General features: G+C 65.7%; 13 protein-coding genes. 6 read left to right on the top strand and 7 right to left on the bottom strand.

All coding sequences use genetic code 11. The features are described from left to right. Positions 1-3: 3 nt before the first annotated feature. From QN397_RS15250 to QN397_RS15240, 3 genes are all read right to left on the bottom strand, one after another. Positions 4-2,388 (bottom strand): phosphoketolase family protein, encoded by a 2,385-nt coding sequence (locus QN397_RS15250; protein ID WP_323501334.1) that lies wholly within the window; start codon positions 2,386-2,388, stop codon positions 4-6. Positions 2,389-2,404: 16 nt separating this feature from the next. After that, entirely contained in the window at positions 2,405-2,932 is a 528-nt protein-coding gene (locus QN397_RS15245) for a universal stress protein (protein WP_323501333.1), read from the bottom strand. A 150-nt stretch (positions 2,933-3,082) separates the two neighbouring features. Further along, the gene (locus tag QN397_RS15240; RefSeq protein ID WP_323495241.1) at positions 3,083-3,841 is read right to left on the bottom strand and encodes a hypothetical protein; all 759 of its coding nucleotides are present in this window, start codon (positions 3,839-3,841) and stop codon (positions 3,083-3,085) included. A gap of 195 nt (positions 3,842-4,036) precedes the next feature. Here QN397_RS15240 and QN397_RS15235 point away from each other — a divergent pair, with 195 nt between their 5' ends. Next, complete coding sequence (locus QN397_RS15235; RefSeq protein ID WP_323501332.1) at positions 4,037-4,819, top strand: Crp/Fnr family transcriptional regulator; 783 nt, start codon at positions 4,037-4,039, stop codon at positions 4,817-4,819. On the opposite strand, the gene QN397_RS15230 is transcribed toward QN397_RS15235, so the two are convergent. After that, positions 4,773-6,902, bottom strand: a complete 2,130-nt coding sequence (locus QN397_RS15230) for a PAS domain S-box protein (RefSeq protein ID WP_323501331.1) — start codon at positions 6,900-6,902, stop codon at positions 4,773-4,775. The two genes, QN397_RS15235 and QN397_RS15230, sit on opposite strands and share 47 nt — an antisense overlap. Then, positions 6,899-7,651 carry a response regulator transcription factor gene (locus tag QN397_RS15225; protein ID WP_323495244.1) on the bottom strand — a complete coding sequence of 251 codons (753 nt, stop codon included), beginning with the start codon at positions 7,649-7,651 and terminating at the stop codon, positions 6,899-6,901. The genes QN397_RS15230 and QN397_RS15225 overlap by 4 nt, the downstream gene beginning before the upstream one ends. Positions 7,652-7,802: 151 nt before the next feature. On the opposite strand from QN397_RS15225, the gene QN397_RS15220 reads away from it, so the two are divergent. Beyond that, positions 7,803-9,434, top strand: coding sequence for an oleate hydratase (locus QN397_RS15220; RefSeq protein ID WP_323501330.1), 1,632 nt, complete (start codon positions 7,803-7,805; stop codon positions 9,432-9,434). 115 nt (positions 9,435-9,549) lie between these two features. Next, complete coding sequence (locus QN397_RS15215; protein WP_323495246.1) at positions 9,550-10,686, top strand: ABC transporter substrate-binding protein; 1,137 nt, start codon at positions 9,550-9,552, stop codon at positions 10,684-10,686. Here QN397_RS15215 and QN397_RS15210 read toward each other — a convergent pair. After that, positions 10,670-12,091 carry a sensor histidine kinase gene (locus tag QN397_RS15210; RefSeq protein WP_323495247.1) on the bottom strand — a complete coding sequence of 474 codons (1,422 nt, stop codon included), beginning with the start codon at positions 12,089-12,091 and terminating at the stop codon, positions 10,670-10,672. The two genes, QN397_RS15215 and QN397_RS15210, sit on opposite strands and share 17 nt — an antisense overlap. Continuing rightward, positions 12,088-12,771, bottom strand: coding sequence for a response regulator transcription factor (locus QN397_RS15205; protein WP_323501329.1), 684 nt, complete (start codon positions 12,769-12,771; stop codon positions 12,088-12,090). Before QN397_RS15205 ends, QN397_RS15210 begins: the two co-directional genes overlap by 4 nt. A 182-nt stretch (positions 12,772-12,953) precedes the next feature. On the opposite strand from QN397_RS15205, the gene QN397_RS15200 reads away from it, so the two are divergent. The 3 genes from QN397_RS15200 to QN397_RS15190 all read left to right on the top strand — a co-directional run. After that, on the top strand, positions 12,954-14,135 hold the full coding sequence (locus QN397_RS15200; protein WP_323501328.1) for an efflux RND transporter periplasmic adaptor subunit: 1,182 nt from the start codon (positions 12,954-12,956) through the stop codon (positions 14,133-14,135). After that, positions 14,128-17,253 carry a CusA/CzcA family heavy metal efflux RND transporter gene (locus tag QN397_RS15195; protein ID WP_323501327.1) on the top strand — a complete coding sequence of 1,042 codons (3,126 nt, stop codon included), beginning with the start codon at positions 14,128-14,130 and terminating at the stop codon, positions 17,251-17,253. Before QN397_RS15200 ends, QN397_RS15195 begins: the two co-directional genes overlap by 8 nt. Then, positions 17,250-18,225 (top strand): efflux transporter outer membrane subunit (locus QN397_RS15190; protein ID WP_323501326.1); only part of this gene is annotated, 976 nt, incomplete at its 3' end. The genes QN397_RS15195 and QN397_RS15190, both read left to right, overlap by 4 nt.

Below are 18,225 nucleotides of genomic sequence, written 5' to 3'. Positions count from 1 at the left end.
CTTTCAGGGTGCGACCGGATGTGCCGGCCACGTCCACCCGAGGACGTCCGGCATGTCGATGCCGTGCTCTGTGATGAAAGCGCGGTGCTCCAGCAAGCGGTCGCGCAGATGCTGCTGCACATGGCCGGCGCTGTTGCGCACGCGATCGACCCGGTCGATGGCATCGGCCGCCAGATGGAAGCGGTCGAGTTCGTTCAGCACGGTCATGTCGAACGGCGTGGTGGTGGTGCCTTCTTCCTGGTAGCCGTGCACATGGAAATTGCGGTGGTTGGTGCGCTTGTAGGTCAGGCGATGGATCAGCGACGGATAGCCGTGGAAGGCAAAGATGACAGGCGCATCGGTCGTGAAGATCGAGTCGAACGCCGCGTCCGACAACCCATGCGGGTGGCTGGTCGGCGACTCCAGCGCCATCAGGTCGACCACGTTGACGACACGCACTTTAAGGTCGGGCAACTGGCGACGCAGCAGATCGACCGCGGCCAGCGTCTCGAGCGTCGGCACATCGCCGGCGCAGGCCATGACCACGTCGGGCGCAACGCCGTCGTCGTTGCTGGCCCAGTCCCAGATGCCCATGCCGATCTTGCAGTGGCGGGCGGCGGCATCGATGTCGAGCCACTGCGCTTCGGGCGGCTTGCCGGCGACGATCACGTTCACGTAGTTGCGGCTGCGCAGGCAATGGTCGACCACCGACAGCAGGGTGTTGGCGTCGGGCGGCAGGTACACGCGCACGACCTCGGCCTTCTTGTTGACGACGTGGTCGATGAAGCCCGGGTCCTGGTGACTGAAGCCGTTATGGTCTTGCTGCCAGACGTGGCTGGTCAGCAGGTAGTTGAGCGACGCAATGGGGCGGCGCCAGGGAATGTGGCGCGTCACCTTCAACCACTTCGCGTGCTGGTTGAACATCGAATCGATGATGTGAATGAAGGCTTCGTAGCAGGAGAAGAGGCCGTGGCGACCGGTCAGCAGATAGCCCTCGAGCCAGCCCTGGCACAGGTGCTCGCTCAGCACTTCCATCACACGGCCATCGGCGCCGACGTGGTCGTCCCCAGGCTTGACTTCGGCGGTCGAGGTGCGGTCCGTCACCTCGAAGAGCGCGCCGAGCCGGTTCGATGCGGTTTCGTCCGGGCCCATCACGCGGAAGTTGCTGTTGACGTCGTTCATGCGCATCACGTCGCGCAAGAAGGCGCCGGTGATGCGTGTGGCTTCGGCGGTGCTGGCACCCGGCCGCGGCACGGCCACGGCGTAGTCGCGAAAGTCCGGCAACGCCAGGTCTTTCAGCAGGAGGCCGCCGTTGGTGTGCGGATTGGCGCTCATGCGGCGCAAGGCCTTGGGTGCGAACGACGCGATCTCGGGGCGCAGCGTGCCGGCCTCGTCGAACAGCTCTTCGGGCTTGTAGCTGCGCATCCAGTTTTCGAGGATTTGCACATGCGACGGGTTCTCGACGAAGCCGGTGAGCGGCACCTGGTGCGCGCGAAAGGTGCCTTCGATCGGCACGCCATCGACCACCTTCGGGCCGGTCCAGCCCTTGGGCGAGCGCAGCACGATCATTGGCCAGCGATGGCGTTTCTTGAAGCCATCGGAGCGGGCTTCGGTCTGGATGGCGCAGATCGCATCGAGCGATGCATCGAGCGCGGCGGCCATTGCCGCATGCATGGCCAGCGGCTCGTGGCCGGACACGAAGTGCGGCTCGTAGCCGTAGCCCCGCATGAGCTGGGTCAGCTGCTCGTCGCCGATGCGTGCCAGCACGGTCGGGCCGGCGATCTTGTAGCCGTTCAGGTGCAGGATGGGCAGCACCGCGCCGTCGCGTGTGGGGTTCAGGAACTTGTTGGAGTGCCAGCTGGCTGCCAGTGCACCGGTCTCGGCCTCGCCATCGCCGACCACACAGCAGGCGATGAGGTCGGGGTTGTCGAACACGGCGCCGAACGCGTGAAGCAGCGAATAGCCGAGCTCGCCGCCTTCATGGATCGAGCCCGGCGTTTCAGGCGCGACGTGGCTCGGGATGCCACCCGGAAACGAGAACTGCTTGAAGAGCCGCTGGATGCCTTCAGCGTTTTGCGTGACGTACGAGTACACCTCGCTGTAGGTGCCTTCGAGGTAGGTGTTGGCCACCACGCCGGGACCGCCGTGGCCCGGACCCGCGATGAAGATCGCATCGAGGTCGCGGGCGACGATGGCGCGGTTCATGTGCGCGTAGACAAAATTGAGGCCCGGCGTGGTGCCCCAATGCCCGAGCAGCCGCGGCTTGATGTGCGCCAGCGTCAGTGGCTCGCGCAGCAAGGCGTTGCCCATCAGGTAGACCTGGCCGACCGACAGGTAGTTGGCGGCGCGCCACCAGGCGTCCAGCTGCGAGAAGTTGGTGGGGTTCGCGGTCGGTATCGGCAGTGACATCAGCATGGGCTCCGGGTTATTCGATCGACAACGCAGCAGAAGGCAATTTCACGTGGACCGTCTGGCTCGATGCAGCGGTCTTCGTGGGCGCGTCCGGAACTTCGGGTGCACGCACGAGCAGCACCGGCACCGGTGAATGGCGCAGCACCTGCTCGGCGCTGCTGCCGAGAAACGCACGCCCGACGCCACGGCGTCCGTGCGTACCGAGCACGATCAAATCCGCTCCCCACGACGTCGCCTGCGTTGTCACGAGCAGTTCCACCGTGGCGGCGAGGCCGTCGAGCAACACGGAGTCGACCGGTACGCCCGCCGCCTTGACGGTCGCAGTCGCGACTTCGAGCAGCTTGGCGCCGTTTTCGCGCACGACCGTCAGCCACTCACCCGAGCCCGCATAGCACTCCATCGCGAAGCCTGCGGACAGTTCATCGGTCACGTGAATCAGCCGGAGCCGGCCACCGGTCAGTTTGGCCAGTTGAATCGCTTCTTCGAGGCCGCGTGCGGAGGTCGCACTGCCGTCGATGGGAACCAGGATCTTTTGGTACATGGCGCGCTCTTTTCTGAAATAGGGGGGCCGTGAGTGAGATGAAGTCGTTGGCGTCAGTATGGAAGCCGTCTTTTGGCCGAGCTTGATAAAGATCAAGGGAAATCGGCATTGCCATCGGGTCGAACGGAGCGCGAAATTTCAGCGCTCGGTTCAGCGCGCCAGGAGGGTGATCAACAGCACCGCTTGCAGCACGAAGCGATGGTTCGCTGTTCGTTGCGCATCCTCGACGCTTGCCGCCGGGCCGACCAGCACCCAATGTTCGGTATCGGTCGCATCGACGACGAAGGGCGCATCGATTGCCGACGCATCCTGAAGCGCGTCGACAGGGGTGTCCATCGAGTGCACGTCGAAGCCGAGTTGCCGTGCGCCCTGCAGGAAGCTTCGACCGCGGCCGGTCGTCACGTCGCCGACAAAGAGCAGCGCTGCCTCGGCTGTATTGGCCGCGGCGGCTACATTGAGCGGGCGCTGCTCGCACAGTGCCATGAGGTCGGCCAGCACCGCAGCGGGATGCCCTTCGAGCCCGCGGTAGACGGGAATGCCTGCCTGGCTTTCGATCTGCGCAGCCGAGATGGCCGACACGCTCCCGCAATCGACGGCGTCATAAAGGCGGCCGAGCATCTTCGGCAAGTTTTGGAACTCGCTCCCCGGTGGCCCGATCGAGTCGCCCAGCCAGACATCCGCGACCCGGGCGCCGAGGGCCGCTGCTGCGTCCTGGAACACCGAGTCGTCCTGCGGCGCCGACGTGGCGCGCAACAGCGCCAGGTTCTTGCCCGCGAGCGGCAGCCCCTCGCCGACCAGGGCGTTGGCCTTGAGGCTGCGCGCGAGGTCGAACGTGCGTCGAACATCCGCTCCGCCCAAGCCCTGGCTTGGCCAGAAAGTTCTATCGACAGGTGCGGCGGGCAAGTTCATAGGCGTGTCCGACCTTAGGTGCGCCTTCAAATCGGCGATTGATTTGCGTCAAGCCATTGCGCAAAAAAGGTGGCAGCGCACTCAAGACACAAAGCGTTGACGGTCTGTTACGCAACGCGCCCTTGCGGTGGTGAAGCTGTTGCACTCGGCGAATAGGCTTACCTCACTCCATCAGGAACCTACAAGGAACCCACCATGTCATACGCCGCACTGCAGCAACCGATGCCACTTTCGAACCGTGCCACGCTCTCCATCCCGAGCGCCGGACCGAGCGCGGCACAAGCCCCGCTGCAGCGCATCGGCGACATGCTGCGGCTCATCGAGCAGAGCGTGCCGATCACCAAGCGCGTCGTGCGTGCCGGCGATTCGGTCTATCAGGCGGGACAGGATTTCGAATGTCTCTACGTCGTCAACGCCGGCTTCTTCAAGATGGTGAACCTGTCGAGCGAAGGCCGCGAGCAGGTCGTCGGCCTGCATCTCAAGGGCGACTGGCTCGGTCTCGACGGCATCGCGAACGCGCACTACGGCTGCGACGCGGTCGCAATGGACACCGGCGAGCTATGGGCCATTCGCTACGACGACCTGCTGCGCGCCAGCCTGCGTACGCCCGCATTGCTCACCGCATTGCACCAGACCATGAGCCGCGAACTGGTGCGAGAGCAGGACTCGATGCTGTCGATGTGCACGCTGTCGGCCGACGCGCGAGTGGCAGGCTTTCTGCGCTATTGGGCTGAAGCGTTGGCCCAGCGCGGTCTCCGCACCGATCAATTTACCCTGCGCATGACGCGCGCCGAGATCGGCAACTACCTCGGCATGACGCTCGAATCGGTGAGCCGAGCACTGTCGCGGCTGGCACGGGGGGACGTGATCCGCTTCTCGGAGAAGGGACGTCGCGACATCCATATTCCCCATGTCGAAGCGCTGACCGCTTTCATGCAGCGCGGGTCGGTAGCGTCGGCGGCAGTGGCGCTGCACTGAGCGCCCGCAGCATCGCGCGCTCCAGCTCCAGGCGCGTACACGGTTTGGGCAGCAACTCCCAATCGGGCGGTGCATCGGCCAGCTCGCTCGAAAAGCCCGACATCAGCAGCACTGCCAACGCGGGCCGCAACGCATGCGCCTTGGCCGCCAGTTCCGTGCCCTGCATGCCGACGCCGAGCGCGATGTCGGTCAGCAGCAAGTCGATCGCGCTGCCGGCCATCAACGAGGCCAGCGCCTGCTCGGCCTGGCCGCAGGCGACGGCCTCGCATCCCATCGACGCCAGAAACTTCTGCAGCACGCTCCGTACTTCGGCATCGTCTTCGACCAGCATCACGCGAAGGCCATGCGGCACAGCGCCATGCGTGACGTCGGCGATGCTGTCGTCGTCCGCAGCGTCCTCGCCGTCGCTGTCGTAATCGAAGTAGTCGTCGTCCTCGGCGCGCGGCAAGAAAAGCGTGACGGTCGTACCCGCACCGGGCGCGCTGACCAGCTTGACGGCGCCGTGCGACTGCTTGGCAAAGCCGTACACGGTCGACAGCCCGAGCCCAGTGCCGCGACCGGCTTCCTTGGTCGTAAAGAACGGTTCGAAGGCCCGCTCCTGCACGCTTTCGGGCATGCCATCGCCGGTGTCCGACACGGCGATGGCGACGTAGCCTGTGGGCACGGGGGGCTGGGCTTGCGTGTCGTGGTCCGAGCGCAGGTCGGCCGGCAGCGCGGACACCACCCGGCAAGAAAAAGTCAGCGTTCCGCCTTGCGGCATCGCATCGCGAGAGTTGATCGCGATGTTGAGCAGGGCCGACTCCAGCTGCCCGGCATCGGCCATGCAGAGCGCTGCGTCGGCGACCAGCGTGATGGCGATGCGCTGGTCGAGCGTGCGCCGCAGCATGTCGGTGAGCGACAGCAGCAGGGCGCGCGTGTCGACGATGGTCGGCTGCAGCACCTGCCGCCGGGAAAATGCAAGCAGCTTGCCGGTGAGTTCTGCGCCGCGTCGCGTGGCGCGCATGGCAGCGCCGATGAGTTGCTGCGACACCGCGTCGTCGCCGATGGCGGGCGAGTCTTCTAGCACCTGCAGGTTGCCCGAGATCACCGTCAGCAGGTTGTTGAAGTCGTGGGCGATGCCGCCGGTGAGCTGCCCCACGCTTTCGAGCCGCTGCGCGTGGCCGAGCGCTTCCTCGATCTGCGTACGTTGCAACACGGTGGCCAGCAAGCTCGACAGCGATTCGAGAAAGCGCACCTCTTCGTCGCCGAAGCGCCTTGCAGTGCGCGAGCGCACGGACAGCACACCGATGGTGCGACCTCGGTCTGCCAGCGGCACCGTGATCTCGCAGACGAAGCCGGCAGCCAGGTAGTGCGATGGAATAGTGAAGCGCGACTCTGCTGCGTAGTCGCCCATGAGCACCGACTGGCCGCTCGACATCACATGGCCGGAGGGTGATTGGGCTTCGTTGGCGATGCGATCGCCGATCGCTTCTTCAGGCAGCAGCCCGACGCCAGCGGCAATGCGGAATTCGGCTCCATTGGGTTCGAGCAGCAGCACCTTCGCCGTTTCGACCTGAAGCGCCTCTGCAGCTATGACGGGCACCTGGTCCAGCAGAAGATGCAGATCCGCCACGTCGACAGCGTGCCTGCTGAACTGCGCCAGATGCTCGGCATAGCGCGCACGCTGCAGCGCATGCTGGACGCGCGGATAAGAAGCGACGCTGCGGATGGCGGCCACGACCAGCGGCAGCCCGTGATCGTTGAGCGGGCTGAGCGCAATTTCGACCATCACCTCGCTGCCGTCGCGCCGTTTGGCGACCAGGTCCATCTGCGTTCCCATCGGGCGCTTGCGTGGGTGCGTGGCATAGCCCTCGCGGTAAGCGGCATGGCGCGGGCGAGTCGCGTCGGGCACCAGCGTGTCGACCGACATGCCCACCAGTTCATCTGCGGTGTAGCCGAGCAGTTCGAGGGCGGTCGGGTTGGCCAGCACGATCACGCCGCGCTGGTCGACCACCAGCAGCGCATCGGGATAGGCGGCGAACAACGTGCGGAACACGGTGCCGTCGTCGAAGCCGGGAACGACCGGCTTGCGCGGTGTATTCATGCCGACACGACGGCGGGCACGAAAAGATAGCCGGCGCCGCGCACCGACTTGACGATGCGTGGCTGGTTCGGGTCGTCGCCGAGTTTGCGGCGCAGCCGGCCGATCTGCACGTCGATGGTTCGATCGAACGGGCCACCATCGCGGCCTCGTGTTCGCTCCAGCAGGAAGTCGCGCGACAGCACGCGGCCGGTGTTTTCGGCCATGACGCGCAGCAGATCGAACTCGCCAGTGGTGAGCGGCACTTCATCGCCCTGCGCCGCGCGGAGGCGGCGCGCTGCGATGTCGAGCGTCCAGCCGGAGAAGCGAAGCGTCGTGGGTGGCGCATCGGGCGCGGACGCCGCGTCGACGACCGCTACTACAGGCGCCGCCGCGGGCGCTGCAATCCGGCGCAACACAGCCCGGATGCGCGCCAGCAGTTCGCGCAGATCGAAGGGCTTGGTCACGTAATCGTCGGCGCCGATCTCCAGGCCGACCACCTTGTCGACAGCATCGCCGCGGCCAGTCACGATCACCAGTCCGCACTGCCATCGCTCTCGCACCTGCCGCGCGATGGTGATGCCGTCTTCACCCGGCAAGCCGAGGTCGAGCAGCACGACCGCCGCCGGGTCTTGCCGCATCAGGTCGAGCAGGGCTCGGCCCGAATGGCGCTGGCTGACACGAAAGCCGTGGACCTGCAGATAGTTGGCCAGCAGCAGGGTGATCTCGGTTTCGTCGTCGAGAACAGCGATGTGGATGGAGGTTGAGGGCACGCACCATGTTAGATGCAAGAGAAGTCATGGAGTGCGGCGTTGGACACATTGATCGCGGATTGACCTGCATCAAGCCTTCCCGCGCTGCAGGCGCTTTCAATCGGTGCTGCGCAATGTTGCGCATCCTATGACCCTCGTCTTTTCAAACTTCATGAACACGTCCATCTCAACGTCGGCCCCGAACCGCAGGCGCAGGGCCTTTCTCGTTGGCGGCGGCATCGCGTCGTTGTCGGCCGCCGTGCTGTTGATTCGCGATGGCGGATTTCAGGGCACCGACATCTTCATCTTCGAAGAGATGCAGGTAGCAGGCGGCGCACTGGACGGTTCAGGCGATGCCGAAGCAGGTTACGTAACCCGCGGCGGCCGCATGTGGACCGAGGAGGCTTATGTCTGCTTGTGGAATGTGCTGGATTCGGTGCCGGACCGTCACGGCGCAGGGTCGCTGAAAGACGCGGTCTGGGACTTCAACGAAGCTTTGCAATCGCACGCCAACGCGCGGCTCATCGACCGGCAGCACCGCATCCTGGATGCGGCCGATCTGGGCTTCGATGCGCGCGACCGCCTCGATGTGCTGCGCCTGCTCGCCACGCCGGAGCGCATGCTCGGCGCCGAGCGTATCGAAGACTGCTTCACCGAGCACTTTTTCAACTCCAACTTCTGGGCGATGTGGCGCACAACCTTCGCCTTCCAGAACTGGCACAGCGCCGTCGAAATGCGACGCTATTTGCTCCGCTTCCTGCAGGAGCTGCCGCGCATTCACACGCTGGCCGGCGTTCGTCGCACAGCCTTGAATCAGTACGACTCGATCGTCCGACCGATGCAGGACTGGCTCGCGGGGCAAGGCGTGACGTTCCAGTTCGGAAACAAGGTCGTGGACATGGATTTCGAAGACTTCGCAGAGATGACCGAGGTCGCGCGCAACACCGACGGCTTGCGCGTCACTGCCATCCATTGCAACCGCGGCGACGAGTTCTTCTTGCATCAGGTCGGGCCCGACGATCTGGTCTTTGCCACGCTCGGTTCGATGACCGCCGACACCCGCATCGGCGACAACGATCACGCGCCGGCACTGTGGCGAGACAAGCGCGACGGCGGCTGGACGCTTTGGGAAAACCTCGCGCGCAAGGTGCCGACCCTGGGCCGACCGGAGACGTTCAACGGCAACGTCGACGAGAGCAAGTGGGAGTCTTTCACCGTCACGCTGCGAAGCCCCTTGCTGGTGAAGCGCATCGAAGCGTACTCAGGCAACGGGCCGGGCACGGGCGGCCTCATGACGTTCAAGGACTCGCCGTGGTTGATGTCGATCGTCGTGCCGCACGCACCGCACTTCGCGGGTCAACCCGAGGGCGTCTACACGATATGGGGCTATGGGCTCTTCATCGACAAGAAGGGCGACTACGTCGACAAGTCGATGGCCGAGAGCAGCGGTGAAGAAATCCTGACCGAGTTGATGCACCAGTTGGGTTTCGAAGACATCCTCGAAGAAGTGCGTCGCACCAGCACCGTGATCCCGGTGATGCTGCCTTACATCACGAGTCAGTTCGAGCGTCGCGAGCCGACGGATCGGCCCGCTGTCGTTCCCGGTGGCACCCGCAATTTCGCGGTGCTCGGCCAGTATGTGGAGATTCCGGAAGATGTGGTGTTCACTGTCGAGTATTCGGTGCGCAGCGCGATGCATGCCGTGTACGGACTGCTGCACCTGAAGAACGAGATTCCTGCGATCTATCACGGGGCGGTGCATCCCAAGGTGGCGCTGGAGAGCTTCAAGGCGCTCATGCTTTGAGGGTAAGCCCTCATGGCCGCGCTTCGTTCAAAGATTAGATTTGGTTATCCCGCATAACCATTGGTTATGCGCCATCACCATGTTCTTTGACGACCTCTTCAGGAGAAGCGCCGCCATGACTTTCAAACTCGCCACCCTTGCCGCCGTGCTGGCCACCACGATGCTGGGCACCGCCCATGCCGATCTCACCATTGGCGTGGTGCAACCACTCACCGGACCGGCTTCCGGCCTCGGCATTCCTGTCAACAAAGCTATCGCGCTGTGGCCCAAGACCATCGCGGGCCAAACGCTCAAGGTGATCGTGTTGGACGATGCCAGCGATCCCACGACGGGCGTCAAGGACGCGCAGCGCCTGGTCACCGACGACAAGGTCGACGTCATTGTCGGCTCGTCCGCCACACCGGTGGCCGCACCGATGGCCGAGGTCACGGCCGAGTCGGGCACGCCGCAGCTGTCGACGTCGCCGGCCGGGCTGCCACCCGGCAAAGACAAGTGGTTCTTCAGGCTGCCGCAGTCCAACGGTGTCATGGCCTACGCGGTCATCGAGCACATGAAGAAGCAGAACATCAAGACGGTGGGCTTTCTCGGCTACACCGATGCTTACGGCGAGCTGTGGCTCAAGGCGTTTACCGAACAGGGCGCCAAGGCCGGCATCAAGGTCGTCGGTGTGGAGCGCTTTGCACGCGCCGACACCAGCGTGACAGCGCAAGCGCTCAAGCTGACTTCTGCCAACCCCGACGCGATCCTGATCGTGGCCTCGGGCAGCGGCGCCGGCATGCCGCAAAAAGCCATTGTCGAGCGCGGCTACAAGGGCAAGATCTACCAGACGCACGCAGCCGCATCACCCGACCTGATGCGCACGGCGGGCAAGGATGCCGAAGGCACATTCGTCGTCTCCGGCCCGGCGATGATCGGCGCCCAGTTGCCCGACAGCCATCCGTCGAAGAAGGCCGCGGTGGCGTTCGTGCAGCAGTACGAGCAAGCCTACGGCCCGGGCTCGCGCAACCAGTTTGCAGGACACGGCACCGACGCATTGACCGTACTCGAAATCGCCGTGCCAGTCGCGCTGAAAAAGGCCAAGCCCGGCACACCTGAGTTTCGTGCTGCACTGCGCGATGCCATGGAGAACATGGGTCGCACCGTGCTGGCGCACGGCGTCCTCAACTGGACCGCCGACGACCATTGGGGCTACACCAACGAGACCGGCGTGATGCTCAAGGTCGTGAACGGGGAGTTCAAGGTCGAGCAGTAACCGCAGCGTCGGCGAAGGGCAGCGACACTGTGAAAAGTGCGCCGCCGGCTACGGGGCTCGACGCCTCGATGCGACCGCCATGCGCCTTCACGATGGCGTGCGACAGCGCCAGTCCCAGGCCGATTCCCGGCACCGCGCCGGCACGTGCTGCGGCACCGCGATAGAAGCGCTCGAACACGTAGGGCAGATCCTGCTTCTGGATGCCAGGGCCTTCGTCGCCCACGCTCACCCGGGCTTCGGCGCCCTCGGTCGCCAGCTGCACCGTCACCCGGCCGCCGTGCGGTGAAAACTTGACCGCGTTGTCCAGCAGGTTGGCCAGCACCAGACTCGCCGGCCCGCGCGCCACCATCAGCTCGTGCCGCATCGCCGATGGCGCAAGCGCCATGCACACGCCACGCTCCTGAGCTGCGCTCTCCTGGCGCGCCATCGCTTCCTCGACCAGCGCCTTCAACGACGCGGTTTCGGTCGGCCCGCGCTCTTGGCCGGCATCGAGTCGCGCCAGTGTGAGCAGTTCTTCGACCAGCAAGGTGAGACGTTCGACTTCTTCGACGCATGAGCGCATCGCATCCACATAGGCGGCCGGTTCCCGGGGTCTGCGCAGTGCGAGTTCGAGTTCGGTGCGCAGGCGCGACAAGGGCGAGCGCAGTTCGTGCGACGCGTCGGCGGTGAAGCGTTTCTGTGCATCGAAGCCGTGCTCCAGGCGGTCGAGCATCTCGTTGAGCGTCTGCACCAGCCGGCCGATCTCGTCGTCGGTGCCCGGGTGCGGCAAGCGACGACCCAGGCTGGCATCGCCGATGCGGTGTGCCTGTTCGACCACATCGCCGATCGCGTTGAAGGCGCCGCGCGTCAGCAGGAAGCCGGCCGCGCCGACGGCCAGCAGCAGCGTCGCGCCCATCACGCCGAACAGCACGCTGGCGGTCTCGACCACACGGTCGACGTCGTCCAGCGAGCCCGCCACCTGCACGGCGCGCACATTGCCGTGGCCCTGCACCGGCAGTGACACCAGGCGCGTCGGCTCACTGCCGAAGCTGTGCAGCGTCTCGAACACCACTTCACCCGCTGCAAGTCGCCTGGAAAGATCGGGCGACAACGGCAGGCGGGCCGCGCCGAGGTTGCGGCTGCGCGCCAGCACCTCGCCGTCGGCGCCGACGATCTGCAGCAGACGGTCGAGCCGTTCGAACGATGGCGGCGCGCCAGCGGCCACCGCCTCGTGCACGGTGACGGCCTGACCGCCTTGCTCGGGCAGCGCAGCGGCTTCGGTTTCAGCCAGCGCCAACAGGGCCGCGTCGAGCTGCGCATGCACCTCGCGCGACAGCGTCCAGTAGGCAGCCAGCGCCGTCACGGTCAGCACCACGACGATGACGGCCTGGTGCACCAGCGTGAGCCGGCGGCGAAAACTGATCATGCTTCGCCTTCCGCGGCACCGAGCCTGAAGCCGCGCCCGCGCACCGTCTGGATCAGCGTTGTCAGCCCCGGCGCATCGATCTTGCGGCGCAGGTTGCCGACATGCACGTCGATCAGGTTGTCGATGGCGACCAGGTCGGCTTTCCACACTTGCTCGGCGAGGCGCGACCGGCTCACCACGTCGCCGGCCTGGCGCATCAGCACCTCGAGGATCGCGTATTCCTTGCGCGTCAGGGTGAGTACCGTCCCGGCGCGCTGCACACGCTGGGCCATCGGGTCGAGGCTCAGGTCGCCGACCGTGAGCACGGACGGTCGCGTCAGCTCCGAGCGGCGCAGCAACGCTCGGGCGCGGGCCAGAAGTTCGTCGAAAGAAAAGGGCTTGGTGAGGTAGTCGTCGGCGCCGGTATTGAGGCCGGTCACGCGGTCGCCCAGCGCGTCACGCGCGGTCAGCATCAGGATCGGCGTGTGGATCTTGTGGCGCCGCAACGCCACGCACAACGCCAGGCCGTCCTTGCCGGGCAGCATCCAGTCGAGGATCAGCAGGTCGTAGTCGGAGACGAAAACGCGCTGTTCGCCATCTTCGGCGGAGCCTGCGATGTCGACCAGAAAACCCTCTTCCTCGAGCCCGCGCGCGAGCAGGCGGGCCGCTTTTCCATCGTCTTCGACAAGAAGAATTTTCATAACGGCCGCGAGTCTCGCACCAATGCCCGGCGGCCAGCCCGGCGAACGCCGATCCTGAAGAAGACTTCAGGATTTCTTGCGGCGTTCTTCAGGCGCGGCTGTCTAAGCTGCGTCGCGCTCCCGGTGGACGGACTCGTTCTGCAGCCGACTGAGTCGATCAACAGAAAAAACAGGGAAAAAACATGCATGACGACAAAGGAAAGTCGCGCCGCGCGCTGCTCGTGATTTGCGCCGTGGCGCTGATCGCCATTGGCGTCGCATGGTGGTTCATGGCAAGTCGGGCACATGCCGCCGAGGCGGCAAAGGCCGTGCCGGTGCGTGTGCTGGAGCACGTCGGTGCCCAGGTGGTGGTCCCCGAGGGCTCGCCCTTGCGACAGTCACTGGTCGTGGCCGGGGCCGACGCACAGGCGATTGAGGTGCCGCTGTCGCTGCCGGCGGTGGTCGAGGCCGATCCGGCCAAACTGGTCAAGGTGTCGCCGCCCGTGACGGGGCGCGTGGCGAGCCTGGACAAAGGGCTGGGCGATGCGGTGCGTGTGGGCGATGTGCTGTTTCGCATCGACTCTGCCGATCTGGCGCAGGCACGCAGCGACGCAAAAAAGGCCCGGTCGACCCTGGCGCTCGCGACGCAGGCGCTGGAGCGGCAACGCGCGCTCGGCGCGTCCGGTATTGCGGCCAATCGCGAGATCGAACAGGCGCGCAACGATTTCGACCAGGCGCAAAGCGAAGTGGCGCGCACCGGGGCGCGGCTGATGCAACTCGGCGCAGGGCAGGCCGACAAGCCGGATGCAGGGCCGGGCACGGCCGGCACGGGCCGCCTGCTGGCCGTGCGCTCGCCGGTGGCGGGCCGCGTGATCGACCTGAGCGCTGCGCAGGGCGCGTACTGGAACGATGCAACCGCCTCGCTGATGACGGTGGCCGATCTGTCCAGAGTGTTCGTGACCGCCAGTGCGGGCGAGGCCGATCTGAAGGCGCTGTTCGTCGACCAGCCGGTGCGCGTGGTCCTCGACGCTTTTCCCGGCGAAGCCCTGAGCGGAACGGTGCGCTACATCGGCGAAGTGCTCGACCCCGACACCCGGCGCGTCAAGGTGCGCATGGTGTTCGACAACCGCGACGGCCGTCTGAAGCCGGGCATGTTCGCCAACGCCACCTTTCTGTCGAAGCCGCACAACGGACTGCTGGTGCCGATGGACGCGGTGGTGCAAAGCGGATTGCACAGCCGCGTGTTCGTGGAAGCATCGCCCTGGCATTTCGAGCCGCGCGTGGTGCGTGTCGGTCCACGGGTCGGCGACCGGATCGAGGTGCTTGCCGGCCTGAAGAGCGGCGAGCGCGTGGTGGTGCAGGACGGGGTGCTGCTGGATGATTGACGCATTCGTCACCACCTGCCTGAAGCGGCGCGGCATCGTCTGGCTGGTGTTCGCCATGGCGGCCGGCTATGGCGCCTGGTGCTGGACCCAGCTGCCGCTCGAGGCCTATCCCGACATCGCCGACACCACCTCGCAGGTGGTCACGCAGGTGCCGGGGCTGGCCGCCGAAGAGGTCGAAAAGCAGATCACGATTCCGCTCGAACGCGAGATCATGGGCACGCCCGGCATGTACGTGATGCGCTCCAAGAGCACCTTCGGTCTGTCGCTGATCACCGTCGTGTTCCGCGATGGCGCCGAAGACTACTGGTCGCGCCAGCGGCTGCAGGAGCGCATCGGTGGCGTCGCCCTGCCGTACAGCGCTCAGCCTGGCCTCGACGCGCTGACATCGCCCATCGGCGAGATCTACCGCTACACCCTCGAATCGAAAACACGCGACCTGCGTGAGTTGTCGGAGTTGCAGCGCTGGAAGGTGATCCCGCGCCTGAAGCAGGTGGCGGGCGTCGCCGACGTGTCGAACTTCGGCGGGCTCACCACGCAATTCATGGTGGAGTTCGATCCGGCCAAGCTCAGCAAATACAACATCACGCTGGCCCAGGTCACGCAGGCGATCAACGCCAACAATTCGAGCGCCGGCGGCAGCGTGCTGACGCGCGGCCAACAAGGTTTCGTGGTGCGCGGCGTGGGGCTCATCAGCGGTCTGGCCGACCTGGCGCAGATCGTGGTGAGCCAGAAGAACGGCGTACCCGTGCTCGTGAAAGACCTCGGCGAAGTCAAGCTCGGCAACAAGGAGCGGCAAGGCATCCTCGGCAAGGACAGCAACCCCGACACCATCGAAGGCGTGACGCTGCTGCTCAAGGGAGAGAACCCTTCGACGGTGCTCGACGGTGTGCACGAAGCGGTGCGCGACCTCAACGACAACGTGCTGCCGCAAGACGTCAAGGTCGTGCCCTACCTGGACCGCACCATGCTGGTCCAGGCGACGGTGCACACGGTCGGCAAGACATTGCTCGAAGGCATGACGCTGGTCACGTTGGTACTGCTGCTGTTCCTGGGCAGCCCGCGCGCCGCGCTGATCGTGGCGCTGACCATTCCGATGTCGTTGCTGACGGCTTTCGCCTTCATGCACCAACTGAAGATCCCGGCCAACCTGCTGTCCCTGGGCGCGATCGATTTCGGCATCGTGGTGGACGCGGCCATCGTCGTGATGGAGAACATCCTGCGCCAGCGCGAGGCGCATGCAGACCGACCCCTGAAGCCGCGCGACGTACTCAAGGCCACCTTGCAGGTGACGCGCCCGATCTTCTTCGGCATGGTCGTCATCATCACGGCCTACACGCCGCTGTTCGCCTTTCAGCGCATCGAATACAAGCTCTTTGCCCCGATGGCTTTTGCGATCGGCTTTGCACTCGTCGGCGCGCTGGCGGTCGGGTTGCTGCTGATTCCGGGGCTGGCCTACCTGGCCTACCGCAAGCCACGCCGCGTGTTCCACAACCGGGCGCTCGAAGCGCTCGGCCACTGGTACGAGCAACTGCTCCGGCGCATCGTCGGGCAACGTGCGCTGACGCTGGCCGCTTTTGCGCTGGCCTTCGTCTGCGTGATCGGTGCCGCGGCGACCATTGGGCGAGACTTTCTGCCATACCTCGACGAAGGTTCGCTCTGGTTGCAGGTCACGCTGCCGCCCGGCATTTCGCTCGACAAGGCGACGCAGATGTCGAACCGGTTGCGCGACGCCGCGCGTGAGTTCGACGAGGTCTCGTACGTCGTCACGCAACTCGGCCGCAACGACGACGGCACCGATCCATGGACCGCGTCGCACATCGAGGTGAGCGTCGGACTGCATCCCCAGGCCGAATGGAAATCGGGCCTCAGCAAGCAGGAGTTGATCAGCGGCCTGGCGGCGCGCTTTGCGCAGTTGCCCGGCACGCAGGTCGGCTTCACGCAACCGATGATCGACGGCGTGCTCGACAAGCTCGCTGGCGCACACAGCGATCTGGTGGTCAAGATCTACGGCAACGACTTCAAGGAAACGCGGCGTATCGCCAGCGAAATCGACCGGGTGCTTTCCGCAGTGCCCGGTGCAGCCGACGTCATCATCGACCAGGAGCCACCGCTGCCGCAGCTGCGCATCGAGGTCGACCGGGCGGCGGCTGCGCGCTATGGCATCAACGTGGCCGACATCGCGGACCTCATCGGCACCGGCATCGGCGGTGCACCGGTGGCGCAGTTGTTCGTCGACGAGCGGCGCTACGACATCGCGGTGCGCTTCACGCCACAGAGCCGTAGCGACCCCGACGCGATCGGCCGGCTGGTGCTGAGCGCACCCGGTGGCGCCAAGGTGGCGCTGTCTCAGGTCGCGACGCTGCGGCTGGACGACGGCGAAAGCACCATCACGCGCGAGATGGGCAAGCGGCATCTGACGGTGCGGCTGAATCTGCGCGGGCGCGATCTGTCGTCCTTTCTGGAAGATGCGCACGCCCAGATCGAGGCCAAGGTGAAGTACGACCACGCGCACATCCAGCTCGCGTGGGGCGGCCAGTTCGAGAACCAGCAGCGTGCGCAGGCTCGGTTGATGCTCATCATGCCGATGGTCATCGTCCTGATGTTCGCGCTGCTTTTTGCGCAGTTCAAGAACCTGTGGCAACCGTCGTTGATCCTGCTGGCTGTGCCGCTCGGCGCGCTCGGCGGGTTCGTCGCCTTGCATCTGCGCGACATGACGCTCAACGTGTCGAGCGCGGTCGGGTTCATTGCGTTGTTCGGCGTGACGGTGATGAACGGCATCATCATGGTGTCGAACCTGAACCGGTTGCGCGTGGAAGAAAAGCTGCCGCTGCGCGAGGCCGTGATCCAGGGCGCTCGGGAACGCTTTCGTCCGGTGCTGATGACGGCAACGGTGGCAGCCCTCGGCTTGCTGCCGGCCGCGCTGGCGCATGGGCTCGGCAGCGATGTGCAGCGTCCGCTGGCCACGGTGGTGGTCGGTGGCCTGGTCACCGCGACCGGTCTGACGCTGGTCTGGTTGCCAGCGCTCTACTACCTGGTCGCAAGCCGGCTCGAGGCCATGAACGCACGTCACGCCCAAGCGCATGCCGACCTGACCGACCCCGCTGGAGCAGCCACATGAAGCGCATTGCATGGACCGTCGCCGGCGTCTTTCTGATCGGTGGCTGCGCGGTAGGTCCGGACTTCAAGCCGCCCGTGGCGCCGGTCACCGACCGCTACACGGCCGAGCCTTTGGCGCAGGCACAGACGCAGACTCAGGACACCGCTGGTGTTGCAGTGCAACGCTTTGTCGATGGCCGGACGATTCCGGAGAAATGGTGGTCGGTGTTTCAGTCGGCACCGCTCGATGCGATGGTCCGGCAGGCGCTGGCAGCGAACGCCGACGTCGAGGCAGCGCGGGCATCGCTTCGCATCGCGCAGGAGAACGTGCTGGCGCAGCAGGGCACCTTCTTTCCTACGGTCGGGGCGCAGTTCACGCCGACACGGCAGTCGGTGGCAACGTCGCTGGCGAGCCCGGTTGCCTCAGGTGGCAACCTCTACAGCCTGCACACGGCGCAGCTCAACATCGCCTACGCGCCGGACGTGTTCGGCGGCAATCGACGGCAGCTCGAATCGTTGCAGTCGCTGTCGGACGTGCAGCGCTTTCAGCTCGAGGCCGCGCAGCTCACGCTGACGGCCAACCTGGTCGCGACAGTGATCCAGCGCGCTGCAGTGCGCGCGCAGATCGATGCCACGCGAGAGATCGTCGCGTTAGCGGATTCGCAGCTGACGATGGTGCGCCGGCAGCAGGCGCTCGGCCAGGTCGGTACGGCCGATGTGGCGGCGCAACAGGCGCTGCTGGCCCAACTCGAAGCCACCTTGCCGCCGCTGCAAAAGCAGCAGGCGCAACAACGCAACCTGCTCGCGGTGTTGCTGGGCCGGCTGCCGAGCGACGCGGACATTCCGGAGATCGGTCTCGACGCATTGCAGCTGCCGGGTGAGCTGCCGCTAAGCCTGCCTTCGCAACTGGTCGTGCAGCGGCCCGATGTTCGCGCCGCCGAAGCCCAGTGGCACGCCGCCAATGCGCAGATCGGCGTGGCGCTGGCCGCCAGGC

This window comes from Variovorax sp. RTB1, assembly GCF_035018765.1.
GTDB lineage: Bacteria > Pseudomonadota > Gammaproteobacteria > Burkholderiales > Burkholderiaceae_C > Variovorax.
The sequence above is the reverse complement of the archived record's forward strand: the minus strand, read 5'-3'. Positions and strand labels throughout refer to the sequence as shown.

Coding starts and splice junctions, on each gene's coding strand:
- QN397_RS15210 (WP_323495247.1), bottom strand. CDS start 12,091: ATGATCAGTTTTCGCCGCCGGCTCACGCTGGTGCACCAGGCCGTCATC.
- QN397_RS15250 (WP_323501334.1), bottom strand. CDS start 2,388: ATGTCACTGCCGATACCGACCGCGAACCCCACCAACTTCTCGCAGCTG.
- QN397_RS15215 (WP_323495246.1), top strand. CDS start 9,550: ATGACTTTCAAACTCGCCACCCTTGCCGCCGTGCTGGCCACCACGATG.
- QN397_RS15205 (WP_323501329.1), bottom strand. CDS start 12,771: ATGAAAATTCTTCTTGTCGAAGACGATGGAAAAGCGGCCCGCCTGCTC.
- QN397_RS15245 (WP_323501333.1), bottom strand. CDS start 2,932: ATGTACCAAAAGATCCTGGTTCCCATCGACGGCAGTGCGACCTCCGCA.
- QN397_RS15195 (WP_323501327.1), top strand. CDS start 14,128: ATGATTGACGCATTCGTCACCACCTGCCTGAAGCGGCGCGGCATCGTC.
- QN397_RS15230 (WP_323501331.1), bottom strand. CDS start 6,902: ATGAATACACCGCGCAAGCCGGTCGTTCCCGGCTTCGACGACGGCACC.
- QN397_RS15200 (WP_323501328.1), top strand. CDS start 12,954: ATGCATGACGACAAAGGAAAGTCGCGCCGCGCGCTGCTCGTGATTTGC.
- QN397_RS15240 (WP_323495241.1), bottom strand. CDS start 3,841: ATGAACTTGCCCGCCGCACCTGTCGATAGAACTTTCTGGCCAAGCCAG.
- QN397_RS15220 (WP_323501330.1), top strand. CDS start 7,803: ATGAACACGTCCATCTCAACGTCGGCCCCGAACCGCAGGCGCAGGGCC.
- QN397_RS15235 (WP_323501332.1), top strand. CDS start 4,037: ATGTCATACGCCGCACTGCAGCAACCGATGCCACTTTCGAACCGTGCC.